The organism is Mesorhizobium sp. CAU 1732, assembly GCF_039888675.1.
Lineage (GTDB): Bacteria > Pseudomonadota > Alphaproteobacteria > Rhizobiales > Rhizobiaceae > Aerobium.
This window is the reverse complement of the sequence record NZ_JBDQQR010000001.1, coordinates 2,898,764-2,912,099: the sequence shown is the minus strand read 5'-3', so window position 1 is coordinate 2,912,099 and position 13,336 is coordinate 2,898,764. Positions and strand designations below refer to the sequence as shown.

Below are 13,336 nucleotides of genomic sequence, written 5' to 3'. Positions count from 1 at the left end.
GCGGCCGGAAGCGCTCAAAGCTGGACTGCGTAGCAGTCGATCTTGCTGCGCTTCAGTGCATTGCAGGCGTTCCATGCCTGATCCTTCGAGGCATAGCCGCCGAACCGGGCGCGGTAATAGGTCGTGCCCTTGTTGTTGTAGGTCTCGGTGAAGGCGGTCGCGGAGCCGACTGCGTTGGGCGCGCGGGCGCCGATACGCTCCAACGCTGCAAGCGCTTCGTTTTCCGACGGCGAGGATGCGATCTGCACGGCCCAGCCGGTCGGGCGCGTCGATGACGTCTGCACCGGGTCGATGGATGCCGCCTGCTGCTGCACCGCGGCGATCGTTTCGCTCTGGGCAGTCGGGACTGGCGCCGATGGCACAGGCATCTGAGGCGTCACGCGCAGGCCTGCCTGCTCGTTGGCATAAGCGGCCACCTGCACGTCGATGTCGGCGCCGGGACGGAAATCAGGCGTCGGAATGTTGGTGTTGGGCAGCGAGAACGCGCCGGCGACGGCAGCCGGTGTTCCCGGCGTCAGCCTGCGGGAGGCGACGAGGTTCGCACCGCCGCCGCGCGACGCCTTCGGCAGGTATTCCTGGAGGAGGGCGGTCATGTGGTCGTCGCGGCTGCGGCCGGACTGACCGCCCATGACGACGGCGACGACGCTGCGGCCATTGTCCTGGATCGACGTCACGACGTTGAAGCCGGATGCGCGGATGTAACCGGTCTTGATGCCATCGACGCCCTTGACGCGCGACAGCATGCGGTTGTGCGTGGTGATCGTGTTCTTGCCGAACTTGAAGGAGCGCGTCGAGAAGTACGAATACTGCTTCGGGAAGTGCTCGCGCAGCGCGATTCCGAGAATCGCCATGTCGCGAGCCGTCGTATATTGATCGGCGTTGGGCAGGCCATGCGCGTTGCGGAACTGCGTCGAGTTCATTCCGAGCTGCCGCGCCTTGGCGGTCATCATGCGTGCGAACGCCTGCTCGGAGCCGCCCAGCATCTCGCCGACGGCAGTCGCGATGTCGTTGGCGCTGCGCGTCACGAGCGCCTTGATCGCGTTGTCGACGGAAATGCTGGAGCCGGCCTTCAGGCCGATTTTCGTCGGGGGCTCCGCCGCTGCCTTCGCCGAGATCGGGATCTGGGTCGATGCAGATATCCGGCCCGACTCCATCGCCTCGAACAGCATGTAGGTCGTCATCATCTTGGTCAGCGAGGCGGGATACCGCTTCGCGTCACCGTTGCGGGAAAACAGGACCTGGCCCGTATTCGCATCCATGACATAGGCGGCGTAGCGCGGATTGGCCGCTGCCTGTCCGGTCGCTCCGGCCATGACGACCGTGGCTGCGATGAGCAGCGCCACGATCCTGCGGAGGTGTGAAATCTGTGAGGGAAAGCCTGCCAACGCCCAACGCACAATGATACCCTTTGATGCTTTTTACAGTGTCAGAGATACGGCCCCGATTCCCCAAGCCGCAGTTCGGACACTACGGGCGAGGCTGTTACCAATCCGTTTATGGTAACCGGAGCGTTGACGTTTTCAGGCGCTTTAGAGGACTATTTGCATTAACCTTTACGGATCGTAACGCGGAGATCGGTCATGGCGCTCAAGCGGATGGACAATGTGGGAATTGTCGTCGAAGACCTCGAAGGGACGATTGATTTCTTTCGCGAACTCGGCCTCGAGCTGGAAGGGCAGGCTACGATCGAGGGAGAGTGGGCCGGGCGTGTCACTGGCCTCGGTGATCAGCATGTCGAGATTGCCATGATGCGCACGCCGGACGGCCATAGCCGCCTCGAACTCTCCCGCTTCATCAGGCCGCCCGTCGTCGCAGATCACCGGAACGCCCCGGTCAACGCGCTGGGCTACCTCCGCGTCATGTTCACCGTCGACGACATCGACGACACGCTTGAACGGCTCCGCACGCGCGGCGCACAGCTCGTAGGCGAAGTCGTCCAGTACAAAGATGCGTATCGGCTCTGCTACATCCGGGGACCTGAAGGGCTGCTTATCGGACTGGCCCAGGAACTCGGTTGAGCAGAATGCGAGGACAAGCGGCGCCCGGGAAACCCTTTTCCGTTTCCAAAAAGCCCTGCCATTGACTTTTTGTGCAGTGCAACATAAATGAGTTACAACGCACTTTAGGGCGCGCCACTCATGAAGGAGACACGACGATGATGCAGTCGTTCGAAGACGCCAGCAAGTCTGGCAAGGAAGCCATGGACACCGGTCTCAAGAGCTTTGCCTCGCTCTCGAAGAACGTGCAGGCGATTACCGTCGAGGCGACCGAATATTCCAAGAAGGCGTTCGAGAACGGCACCGCCGCTTTCGAGAAGCTGACCTCGGCCAAGTCGCTCGACAAGGCCGTCGAAGTGCAGGCTGACTACGCGAAGCAGGCCTATGAAGGCTTCGTCGCGCAGGCGACTCGCATGGGCGAGCTTTACGCCGAGATGGCCAAGGAGGCTTACAAGCCTTTCGAGACGGCTGTCGCCAAGGCCAAGTAATCGGCCCCAGCGATTATCGGATTGCAGGCGATTTGCCTGCCATTGGCCCGGCTGCGCTTGCGCAGCCGGGTTTTTGCCGTAAGCACGACACCAGACCGGCGGTCTACGGCGAGACTTGCCGCCGCGTAGCTCCAAGCCATATTGTCAGCAAGAAAGAAGGCCTTAAAATTCCATGACGAGTGCCTACATGTCGTGCCTTGGACCAGGCACGGGCGAAGGGAAGGAAATTGTGACGAACGGCGGGCGATCCATGCTGGGGTTCGTGACCACGATGCAGGCCGACGACGACGGTAAAGGCACCGGTCGCGGCACGGCGGTCATCACGCGAACCAAACCGAAGACGAAGAAGCCGTCCCAATACCGCGTCCTCATCCTGAATGACGACTACACGCCGATGGAATTCGTGGTCCATATACTGGAACGGTTTTTCCAGAAGGACCGCGAGGCGGCGACCCGCATCATGCTTCATGTTCACAATCATGGGGTCGGCGAGTGTGGGGTCTATACATATGAAGTGGCCGAGACCAAAGTGACGCAAGTCATGGACTTCGCCCGACAGCACCAGCATCCGCTGCAATGCGTGATGGAAAAGAAATGAGGTTCTGAATGCCGGCTTTCTCGCAAGGCCTCGAACGGGCGCTGCATCAGGCGCTCACCTTTGCAAATGAGCGTCACCACGAATACGCGACGCTCGAACACCTCCTGCTCGCTCTCCTCGACGACACCGACGCCGCAGCCGTGATGCGCGCCTGCAACGTCAATCTCGACGACCTCAAGCAGACAGTGCTTTCCTATATCGATACCGAACTCGACAACCTCGTCACGGGCTACGACGAGGATTCCAAGCCGACCGCCGGTTTCCAGCGCGTCATCCAGCGCGCGGTGATCCACGTCCAGTCGTCGGGCCGCGAGGAAGTCTCGGGCGCCAACGTGCTCGTGGCGATCTTCGCGGAACGCGAAAGCCACGCGGCCTACTTCCTGCAGGAACAGCAGATGACCCGCTACGACGCGGTCAACTACATCAGCCACGGGATCGCGAAGCGGCCGGGTTCGGGCGAAGCGCGCGCGCCGCGCGGTGCCGACGAGGACCAGACGAGCGGTCCGTCCGGCGTCGAGGGCGAGGAGCCGGGCAAGAAGAAGCAGCAGGATGCGCTGACGGCCTATTGCGTCAACCTCAACAACAAGGCGCGCGCCGGCAAGATCGATCCCCTGATCGGCCGCGAGACCGAGATCAATCGCACCATTCAGGTTCTCTGCCGCCGCTCGAAGAACAATCCGCTCTATGTGGGTGATCCCGGCGTCGGCAAGACGGCGATCGCGGAAGGGCTCGCCAAGCGCATCGTCGAAGGCGACGTTCCAGAGGTGCTCGAGGACGCGACGATCTTCGCGCTCGACATGGGCACGCTGCTTGCCGGCACACGCTATCGCGGCGATTTCGAGGAGCGGCTGAAGCAGGTCGTGAAGGAACTCGAGGATTATCCGGGCGCCGTGCTGTTCATCGACGAGATCCACACCGTGATCGGTGCGGGCGCGACGTCGGGCGGCGCGATGGACGCGTCGAACCTCCTGAAGCCGGCGCTGTCGTCTGGTGCGATCCGTTGCATCGGCTCCACGACCTACAAGGAGTTCCGCCAGTTCTTCGAGAAGGATCGCGCGCTCGTGCGCCGCTTCCAGAAGATCGACGTGAACGAGCCGACGGTCGAGGACGCGATCTCGATCATGAAGGGCCTGAAGCCGTATTTCGAGGAGTTCCACAAGGTCAAGTACACCAACGAGGCCATCAAGGCCGCGGTGGAGCTGTCGTCGCGCTACATCAACGACCGCAAGCTGCCCGACAAGGCGATCGACGTGATCGACGAGACGGGTGCGTCGCAGATGCTGCTGCCGGAGAACAAGCGCAAGAAGACGATCTCGATCCGCGAAATCGAGGCGACGATCGCGACCATGGCCCGCATCCCGCCGAAGACGGTGTCGGCGGATGACGAAAAGGTGCTGGCCGGCCTCGAAGCCGAGCTCAAGCGCGTCGTCTATGGCCAGGACACGGCCATCACGGCCCTGTCGTCGGCCATCAAGCTGGCGCGGGCGGGCTTGCGCGAACCGGAAAAGCCGATCGGCTCCTACCTGTTCTCAGGCCCCACCGGCGTCGGCAAGACGGAAGTCGCCAAGCAGCTCGCGAGTTCGCTGGGTGTGGAACTCATCCGCTTCGACATGTCGGAGTATATGGAACGCCACACGGTCTCGCGTCTGATCGGCGCGCCTCCCGGCTATGTCGGTTTCGACCAGGGCGGCCTGCTGACCGACGGCGTCGACCAGCATCCGCACTGCGTGCTCCTGCTCGACGAGATCGAGAAGGCGCATCCCGATCTGTTCAACATCCTGTTGCAGGTCATGGATCACGGCAAGCTGACGGACCACAACGGCAAGCAGATCGACTTCCGCAACGTGATCCTCATCATGACCACGAATGCGGGCGCGGCCGATCTCGCCAAGGCCGCGATCGGCTTCGGCTCGTCCAAGCGCGACAGCGACGACATGGAAGCGATCAACCGGCTGTTCACGCCGGAGTTCCGCAACCGTCTCGATGCGATCATCCCGTTCGGCTCGTTGCCGGTGCCGGTCATCCATCAGGTCGTGCAGAAGTTCGTCATGCAGTTGGAAGCCCAGCTTGCCGAGCGCCGGGTCACGTTCGACCTGACGCCTGAAGCGGTCGGCTGGCTTGCCGACAAGGGCTATGACGAGCGCATGGGCGCGCGGCCGCTCAGCCGCGTCATCCAGGAGCACATCAAGAAGCCGCTGGCTGACGAGGTGCTTTTCGGCAAGCTTCGCAAGGGCGGGACGGTGCGCGTCTCGGTCGAGAAGAACGATGCGGGCATCGACGACCTGAAGCTTGAGGCTCTGGCCGACGAAGTGCCGGTCAAGCCGAAGAAGGAAGACCCGGAAGACCGCCCTCCGGTCAAGCGCAAGGCTGTGAAAAAGCCGGCTGCGAAGGCTGCACCCGCAGCGCCGAAGGCGAAGGCCGAGCCCAAGGGCAAGCAGCCGCCCAAGCGCAGCATCGTGCCACAACTGCCGCGCAAATAGCGCATTGAACCAGGCGGCGCGGGCGTATCCCAGGATACGCCCGCGCCGCTTTTTTATGTCCGATGCTCGGTGGGGCCAAACGCCGACAATGTCTGTCATCGGAATCGCATCGGCGCGATCCGCATGCTAGTCCGAAACGGACATGATCTCGCCGAATCCGAACTCCCCACCAAAGCCGTCCACCTACCGCTACTGGTTCCTCCGGGGCATCCTTGCGGCTGCTTCCATCCCGGCGCTGTTGCTGATGAGCGCATTCGTGGGGTTCGCCGGCCTCGCGCGCGAGGCGGGAATCACGCTGGCGCAGGCCGTTTTCATGACGGGTGTCGTCTGGGCGCTGCCGGCGAAGGTGGTGCTGATCGGCGCGATCCTGGCGGGCAGTTCGCTCCCGGCCGCAGCCTTCGCGGTCGCGCTGTCCTCGGTGCGGCTGACGCCGATGGTCGTCGCGCTCGTGCCGGAACTGCGCACCGAGCGCACGCGACCGTGGGTTCTCTACCTGCTGTCGCATTTCGTCGCCGTCACCTCGTGGGTGCTGGCGATGGAGCGGGTCAAGCATGTTCCGCGCGACATGCGGACCGTCTACTATGGCGGGCTCGGCGGCTCGCTCGTGCTGGCCAACATGGTGGTCGTGGCGATCGTCTACGCGATTGCCGGAAGCCTGCCGCCCGCCTTGTCGGCGGCGCTGCTGCTGCTGACGCCGATGTATTTCCTGACGTCCCTGTGGGGTTCGGCGCGCGAATCGGCCAGCCATGTCGCGATGGCATTCGGGCTCATCCTCGGGCCGCTGTTCCATCTCTGGCTGCCCGGCTTCGACCTGCTCGCGGCAGGCCTGATCGGCGGCATCGGTGCCTACGCGATTCATCGCCTCATGCGGGCGAGGGCACCCGAATGACGTTTACCGCGATAGACACATGGTGGTGGCCGTATCTCTTCATCCTCGTTGCCGGATGGCTTGCGACAGACGTCTGGCGGTTCCTCGGCGTCTATCTCGGCGGTCGGATCAGGGAGGATTCGGAAGCGCTCGTCATGGTGCGCGCGCTGGCGACGGCGCTGGTCGCGGCCGTCATCGGCAATCTCATCGTCTTTCCGAGCGGCTCGCTTGCCGATGCGCCGCTTGCGCTTCGCCTGCTCGCGGCGGGATCGGGGTTCGTCGCCTACATCTTGATTGGCAAGCGCGTGGTCGTGGGGATCGCAGTCGCGGAGGCCGTCCTTCTGGCAGGCCTCTACGCGATCGGTTTCAGCTAAAACACCGAACCTACAGCGCTGCCCTGATCTTTTCGGCGTGCGTAGCGAGAACGGCCGGGTCGGCCATTTCGCCCGTGTGCGGCTTGAGGTTCACCCCGTCGAATCGCGGGATGATGTGGACATGCAGGTGGAAGACGACCTGGCCGCCCGCCGGTTCGTTGAACTGCTGCACGGTCACGCCATCGGCGTCGAAAGCCTTCACCACCGCACGCGCCAGTTTCTGGGTCGTCGCCGCGACGGCGGCGAGGCTGTCTGCCTCGACATCCAGAATGTTGCGCGACGGCGCTTTGGGAATCACCAGGCAATGCCCGTCGCCGCGCGGCATGATGTCCATGAACGCAAACGTCGCGTCATCCTCGTAGAGTTTCTCGGCCGGCAGGGCGCCGCGCAGGATTTTGGCGAAGACGTTGTCTGGGTCGTAGGCGGTGGACATGGGAACCTCGGAATTGGGGCAGCAGGGGAATAAGGCAGTAAGGGAATAGGCGAATGTCGCAGCGCGTCAACGATTAAGGCTTGCAGCCGAACAGGCAAGCGACAGCACGTCACTGCCCTACTGCCCTACTGCCCTACTGCCCTACTGCCCTACTGCCCTACTGCCCTACTGCCCTACTGCCCTATTCGCCCTTCCTGAACGGCGTATGCTCCTCGAGATACTCCGCCACCGACACGACCTCGCGGCGCTCCCTGTCGAGATAGTCCGAGACCGCGCGCCGCAGGCCCGGATGGGCGATGTGGTGCGCCGAGTGGGTCACGACGGGCCGATAGCCGCGCGCCAGCTTGTGCTCGCCTTGCGCGCCTGCCTCGACCACCCGAAGTTTCCGGTCGATCGCAAAGTCGATCGCCTGATGATAGCATACCTCGAAATGCAGGAAGGGGTGGTCCTCGACGCAGCCCCAGTTGCGACCGTAGAGCGTGTCGCCGCCGATGAAGTTGATGGCGCCGGCAATGTTGCGACCATCCCGCTGTGCCATCACCAGCAGCACGTCGTCGGCCATGCGTTCGCCGACCAGCGAGAAGAATGTGCGGTTGAGATAGGGCGTGCCCCATTTTCGTCCGCCGGTATCCATGTAGAAGGCGAAGAAGTCGTCCCACACCTGTTCCGTGAGGTCCGAGCCGGTCAGCCATTTGATCTCGATGCCGGAGGCCAGCGCTTCGCGGCGCTCGCGCTTCAGCGCCTTGCGCTTGCGCGACGCAAGCGTCGCAAGAAAATCGTCATAGCTTCCATAGCCTTCGTTGAAGAAGTGGAACTGCTGGTCCATGCGATGCAGGAACCCGCTCTCGGTGAGCGTGTCGATGTCGTCTTGTTCGGCGAATGTCACATGGGCAGAGGACGCACCGATGCGGTCGCACAGCGCTTTCAATCCCTCGGCCAGCGCGCGCTTTGTCGTCGGCGAAGCGTGGTTCGTCTTCGCCAGCAAGCGCGGGCCGGTGGCGGGCGTGAACGGAACCGAGACCTGCAATTTCGGATAATACTGCCCGCCGGCCCGCTCGAACGCATCCGCCCAGCCATAGTCGAAGACGTATTCGCCCTGGCTGTGGCTCTTGAGATAGCAGGGCACCGCGCCCCGAAGCGAGCCGTCCGGCGCTTCGAGGCGCAGATGCTGCGCGAGCCAACCGGTCTTGCGCGCGGCGCAGCCGCTTTCTTCCAGAATGCTGAGGAAATCGAACGATATGAAGGGATTGTAGGGCGTGTCGCCCGAGGCCGACTTCGACGCGCCCGCAAGCGCGTCCCACTCGGAGCGGTCGAACCCCTCCATGCCCGGCACGACGCGAATCACGAATTCGCTTGTCGCCGCCGTCCCTCCATCATGGCCCGATGTGTTCATCCCGCACTAGATACGCCACCGATTGTGCGATGCAAGATGCCTGACGTCACGGTTGCGAAATCAGGCCGCGTCGAACCCCTCGAACGTCATCTGGTCGGCATGTGCGGTGGTCAAATCCTGCGCCCACTGGTCGCGCACCGTCCAGGTGATGACGGGCATCGCCAGCTTCTCGCGCACGAAGGTCACGAACGGGTTGGGCAGGTCCATCACGCCGAAGGACACGAACGAAATCGGATGCGCCAGCATCGAGAAATGCGCCTCGAGGTCGCGGATCGTGCGCCCATGCGCCGTCAGCCCGGCCGGGATGCCCGGCGCATCGGTCTCGAACTGGCGGATCAGCCAATGGTCGAACGACATGATCGCAGCCTCGCCCTCATAGCCGTCCAGCGCCTGCGCCACGGCTGCCACGAGGCCGGTATCCTGGCCCTCGATGCCCTTGAGCTCGATGACGAGCGGCACCCGGCCGCGCACGCGCGCCAGCATTTCCGCCAGCGTCGGCACATGATCGTCCGTGCCGCCGACCCTCATCTGCGCAAGGTCGGCCGCCGTCTTGTCATGGACATGCCCTTCCTGACCCACAAGGCGCGTCAGCACATGATCGTGGAACACGACCGGCACGCCGTCCGACGACAGATGCACGTCGCACTCGATCGCGTATCCCTTGTCGATCGCGGCGTCGAAGGCCGACAGCGTGTTTTCCCAACGCTTGACGTTCAAATCGTGGAAGCCGCGATGCGCGATCGGGCGGCGCGTAAGCCAGGAGATGTCCGACATGGGTAGGCCTATTTGAGTTCGACGATGGCTTCGATTTCGACCGGCGCGTTCAGCGGCAGGCACGCGACGCCGACCGCCGAGCGGGCATGCTTGCCGCGATCGCCCAGCGCGTCGGCCAGAAAGTCCGAAGCGCCGTTGGCCACCAGATGCTGCTCGGTGAAATCGGGCGTCGAGGCGACGAAGACGGTGATCTTCACCAGCTTCGCGATCTGCTCGAGATCGCCCGTCGCCGCCTGGATTTGCGCAAGGATGTTGATCGCGCACTGTTTGGCGGCGTCCTTGCCGGCGTCCGTGTCGAGATCGCGCCCCAGAAGCCCGGTCGATATGAGCTTGCCGCCTGCCAGCGGAAGCTGGCCGGCCGTGAGCAGAAGCTTGTCGCTTTGGGAATAGGGCACGTAGTTGGCGGCGGGCGCGGCGGCTGCGGGAAGCGTCACACCCAGATCTGCGAGCCGTTTATGGATTGTGTCTACCATCATCTAGTCCTTATGCTGCGAAGCAGGGATTTGAGCGGATCGCGCACCGCGCCTCGCTTCTGCCACGAATGTTCCCTGTGGTGAATAGTCAGTTTGCGGACCAGCCGTCCTTCGGAGAAGAGTTCATGCGCGTCACGCGCCTCGCCTTGCCTGCCATCCTGCTTGCCACCGCCGGCACTGTTGCGCCCGCGTCCGCAGCCGGCCTCATTCCTCACCGCGCCGTCTATGATCTGGCGCTCGACAATGCGTCGGACCGATCCGGCATCACCGGCATCAGCGGCCGCATGGTCTACGAGTTCAACGGCTCGGCCTGCGACGGTTACACGGTGACGTTCCGATTCGTCACGCAGATCGACACCGCCGAGGCCTCGCGGGTGACGGACCAGCAGACCACGACGTTCGAGGACGGGGAGGGGCATAACTTCAATTTCGTGACCCGGTCCTTCATCGACCAGTCGCTGGATAAGGAGTTGAAGGGCAAGGCGACTTTGACCCCGGATGCGACGGTCGTCTCGCTGCAGAAGCCTGAAGTCCAGGAAGTGGAGCTCGGCGCCACGCAGTTCCCGACACAGCATCTCCTCGAAATGCTGAAGAAAGCCGAGGACGGCGAGACCTTCTACGAGACGAGCCTGTATGACGCGTCGGAGGATGCCGACAAGGTGATGACCACCACCGTCATCATCGGCAAGGAAGCCCAGCCGAAGACCAACGACCCCGAACTCTCCGTGATAGAACCGATCGCCAAGGACGGTTTCTGGCCGGTCGATGTCGCCTATTTCGACATGAGCGGTGACGAGGAGGGCGAGGAACTGCCGACCTACCGCATCAGCTTCAAGCTCCATGAGAGCGGCGTGACGCGCGACCTCACCATGGACTATGGCGACTTCACCATGACCGGCAGGCTGGTCGATCTGTCGATGTTCGACGCGCCTGAGGCCTGCGCCGAATAGGTGGGCGCAGACCTTGGCGGTGTATGTCGACGACGCGATCTGGAAGTGGGCGAACAAGCGCTGGTGCCACATGCTCGCCGACGACGAGGCCGAGCTTCACCGCTTCGCATCGCGGATCGGTATCCATCGCTCAGCCTATCAGGGGCCGCCCAAGACGTCCGCGCCGCACTACGACCTCACCGGTTTCGAGCGCGACCGCGCGGTCCGCATGGGGGCGCTCGCGGTGGACAGGGCAGGGATCCTCGCGGTGTTCCGCAAGGTCAAGGTGACGGGCGCGAAAGGAACCAGGCGTGCGGTCACCGCTGCGGCGGAGTGACCCTGTGCGGGCAAGTGGACCGGAGGCGGTTGCGTTTTCGTCCGACAGCCTCTATATGCCGCCTCATTCCACACACGGACTTGGGTGTCTGACCGGGAGAAATCCGGCAGAAAACCTCCGGTGGCGGAGGGACTTCGTCCCGAAGCCGATGGTCCGTGGAGGCTAACCGGAAAGGAACTTTTTGAATGGCATTGCCTGATTTCAGCATGCGCCAGCTTCTTGAAGCTGGTGTTCACTTCGGCCACCAGACTCACCGCTGGAACCCGAAGATGGCGCCCTACATCTTCGGCGCCCGCAACAACATCCACGTCATCGACCTGTCGCAGACCGTGCCGCTCCTCGAGCAGGCGCTGAAACAGGTTTCGGACACCGTCGCCAAGGGCGGCCGCGTTCTCTTCGTCGGCACCAAGCGCCAGGCGTCGGACATCGTCGCTGACGCCGCTCAGCGTTCGGCACAGTATTACGTCAACTCGCGTTGGCTGGGCGGCATGCTCACCAACTGGAAGACGATCTCGAACTCGATCTCGCGCCTGCGCAAGCTCGACGAGATGCTGTCGGGCGGCGAAGCACAGGGCTTCACCAAGAAGGAGCGCCTGAACCTCGACCGCGAGCGCGAGAAGCTCGACAAGGCACTGGGCGGCATCAAGGACATGGGCTCGACGCCCGACCTGATGTTCGTGATCGACACCAACAAGGAAGCGATCGCGATCCTCGAAGCCAAGCGTCTGGGCATTCCGGTCGTCGCGATCATCGATTCGAACTGCGACCCGGACAAGATCGACTACCCGATCCCGGGCAACGATGACGCCGCCCGCGCGATTTCGCTGTATTGCGATCTGGTCGCCAAGGCTGCTCTCGACGGTATCGCGCGCCAGCAGGGCGCGCTCGGCGTCGACATCGGCGCTTCGATCGAGACCCCGGTCGAGCCGACGCTCGACGAGGCACCGGCTGAAGCTCCGGCTGCGGACGCCAAGGACGCGTAATCCTGCCTGCCGCGGCTGCGGCGTGCACCTTTTAGGCATTCGGCAGGCGCACCTGGAAAACCCACGGTGCGCCTCGCCTTTTGAGCATTCATGAATTGAAGAGGCGACAATGAGCATTTCTGCTGCACAGGTCAAACAACTGCGCGACATGACCGGCGCGGGCATGATGGACTGCAAGACGGCCCTTGGCGAGACCAATGGCGACATGGAGGCAGCCGTCGACTGGCTGCGCACGAAGGGCATCGCGAAGGCCGACAAGAAGGCCGGCCGCACCGCTGCCGAAGGCCTGATCGGCGTCCAGTCCGACGCGACCAGCGCGGTCGTCGTCGAGGTGAATTCCGAAACCGACTTCGTTGCCCGCAACGACGCGTTCCAGGACATCGTGCGCAACGTCACGCAGGTTGCCCTGTCGACCGACGGTTCCACCGAAGCGGTTGCCGCCGCGACCTATCCGGGCGGTTCCAAGACCGTCAGCGACACGATCAAGGACGCCATCGGCACGATCGGCGAGAACATGAGCCTGCGCCGCGTGGGCAAGCTCTCCGTCTCGTCCGGCGCGGTCGCGACCTACGTGCACAACGCGGTCGCCGACAATCTCGGCAAGATGGGCGTGCTCGTCGCCATCGAGACGACCGGTGACGCGGAAGCCGCGCGCGCCTTCGCGCGTCAGGTCGCCATGCACGTTGCCGCGACCAACCCGCTGGCGCTCACCGCCGACGAGGTCGACGCCTCTGCCGTCACCCGCGAAAAGGACATCTTCGCTGCCCAGGCGCGCGAGTCCGGCAAGCCCGAGAACATCATCGAGAAGATGGTCGAAGGCCGCATGCGCAAGTTCTTCGAGGAAGTCGTCCTGCTCAAGCAGGCCTTCGTCCTCAATCCCGACCTGACGGTCGAGGCGGCCCTCAAGGCCGCCGAAAAGGACATCGGCGCACCCGCGACCCTCACCGGCTTCCTGCGCTTCGCGCTGGGCGAGGGCATCGAGAAGGAACAGAGCGACTTCGCCGCCGAAGTCGCCGCTGCCGCCAAGGGCTGATCACGGGCTGATATCCGACGTTGGAGCATCGCTCCAACCCGGCCAAGTCTCGACGCCTCCCGGTCCGACAGGACCGGGAGGCGTTTTGTTTTGCGGGCCTCCCTCCGCTTCGCTCCAGTCGCCCGAGAATGACGAAAGTGGGGGGTGGTTTCCGGTTGAGCCAGGTTCGGAGGCGG

At 63.6% G+C, this 13,336-nt stretch carries 15 protein-coding genes; 10 read left to right on the top strand and 5 right to left on the bottom strand.

All coding sequences use genetic code 11. From position 1 onward, the window contains the following. Positions 1-14 precede the first annotated feature (14 nt). The gene (locus tag AAFN55_RS14120) at positions 15-1,343 is read right to left on the bottom strand and encodes a D-alanyl-D-alanine carboxypeptidase (RefSeq protein WP_347799470.1); all 1,329 of its coding nucleotides are present in this window, start codon (positions 1,341-1,343) and stop codon (positions 15-17) included. 237 nt (positions 1,344-1,580) lie between these two features. On the opposite strand from AAFN55_RS14120, the gene AAFN55_RS14115 reads away from it, so the two are divergent. The 6 genes from AAFN55_RS14115 to AAFN55_RS14090 all read left to right on the top strand — a co-directional run bounded on the left by AAFN55_RS14115 (position 1,581) and on the right by AAFN55_RS14090 (position 6,805). Then, positions 1,581-2,018, top strand: coding sequence for a VOC family protein (locus tag AAFN55_RS14115; protein WP_347799469.1), 438 nt, complete (start codon positions 1,581-1,583; stop codon positions 2,016-2,018). 137 nt (positions 2,019-2,155) lie between these two features. Next, the gene (locus tag AAFN55_RS14110) at positions 2,156-2,485 is read left to right on the top strand and encodes a phasin family protein (protein WP_347799468.1); all 330 of its coding nucleotides are present in this window, start codon (positions 2,156-2,158) and stop codon (positions 2,483-2,485) included. A 250-nt stretch (positions 2,486-2,735) separates the two neighbouring features. Further along, entirely contained in the window at positions 2,736-3,083 is a 348-nt protein-coding gene (gene clpS, locus AAFN55_RS14105; RefSeq protein ID WP_347800263.1) for an ATP-dependent Clp protease adapter ClpS, read from the top strand. Between the two features lie 8 nt (positions 3,084-3,091). Beyond that, the gene (gene clpA, locus AAFN55_RS14100; protein WP_347799467.1) at positions 3,092-5,563 is read left to right on the top strand and encodes an ATP-dependent Clp protease ATP-binding subunit ClpA; all 2,472 of its coding nucleotides are present in this window, start codon (positions 3,092-3,094) and stop codon (positions 5,561-5,563) included. A 142-nt stretch (positions 5,564-5,705) separates the two neighbouring features. After that, positions 5,706-6,452 carry an AzlC family ABC transporter permease gene (locus AAFN55_RS14095; RefSeq protein ID WP_347799466.1) on the top strand — a complete coding sequence of 249 codons (747 nt, stop codon included), beginning with the start codon at positions 5,706-5,708 and terminating at the stop codon, positions 6,450-6,452. After that, positions 6,449-6,805: an AzlD domain-containing protein gene (locus AAFN55_RS14090; RefSeq protein ID WP_347799465.1), complete on the top strand. Its 357-nt coding sequence runs from the start codon at positions 6,449-6,451 to the stop codon at positions 6,803-6,805. Before AAFN55_RS14095 ends, AAFN55_RS14090 begins: the two co-directional genes overlap by 4 nt. Before the next feature lie 10 nt (positions 6,806-6,815). On the opposite strand, the gene AAFN55_RS14085 is transcribed toward AAFN55_RS14090, so the two are convergent. The 4 genes from AAFN55_RS14085 to AAFN55_RS14070 form a co-directional block, all read right to left on the bottom strand. Beyond that, the gene (locus tag AAFN55_RS14085) at positions 6,816-7,238 is read right to left on the bottom strand and encodes an HIT family protein (protein ID WP_347799464.1); all 423 of its coding nucleotides are present in this window, start codon (positions 7,236-7,238) and stop codon (positions 6,816-6,818) included. A gap of 181 nt (positions 7,239-7,419) precedes the next feature. After that, a complete protein-coding gene (locus AAFN55_RS14080; RefSeq protein WP_347800262.1) occupies positions 7,420-8,562 on the bottom strand; it encodes a GNAT family N-acetyltransferase in 1,143 nt (380 codons plus the stop codon). Positions 8,563-8,691: 129 nt separating this feature from the next. After that, entirely contained in the window at positions 8,692-9,405 is a 714-nt protein-coding gene (locus AAFN55_RS14075) for a glycerophosphodiester phosphodiesterase (protein ID WP_347799463.1), read from the bottom strand. An 8-nt stretch (positions 9,406-9,413) separates the two neighbouring features. After that, positions 9,414-9,878, bottom strand: a complete 465-nt coding sequence (locus AAFN55_RS14070) for a RidA family protein (RefSeq protein WP_347799462.1) — start codon at positions 9,876-9,878, stop codon at positions 9,414-9,416. Between the two features lie 125 nt (positions 9,879-10,003). Here AAFN55_RS14070 and AAFN55_RS14065 point away from each other — a divergent pair, with 125 nt between their 5' ends. From AAFN55_RS14065 to tsf, 4 genes are all read left to right on the top strand, one after another. Beyond that, positions 10,004-10,828, top strand: coding sequence for a cell envelope integrity EipB family protein (locus tag AAFN55_RS14065; RefSeq protein WP_347799461.1), 825 nt, complete (start codon positions 10,004-10,006; stop codon positions 10,826-10,828). A 13-nt stretch (positions 10,829-10,841) separates the two neighbouring features. Then, positions 10,842-11,144 (top strand): DUF4031 domain-containing protein, encoded by a 303-nt coding sequence (locus AAFN55_RS14060; RefSeq protein WP_347799460.1) that lies wholly within the window; start codon positions 10,842-10,844, stop codon positions 11,142-11,144. A gap of 185 nt (positions 11,145-11,329) precedes the next feature. Further along, the gene (gene rpsB / locus AAFN55_RS14055; RefSeq protein WP_347799459.1) at positions 11,330-12,127 is read left to right on the top strand and encodes a 30S ribosomal protein S2; all 798 of its coding nucleotides are present in this window, start codon (positions 11,330-11,332) and stop codon (positions 12,125-12,127) included. A 109-nt stretch (positions 12,128-12,236) separates the two neighbouring features. Then, a complete protein-coding gene (gene tsf, locus AAFN55_RS14050) occupies positions 12,237-13,160 on the top strand; it encodes a translation elongation factor Ts (RefSeq protein WP_347799458.1) in 924 nt (307 codons plus the stop codon). Positions 13,161-13,336: the final 176 nt, after the last annotated feature.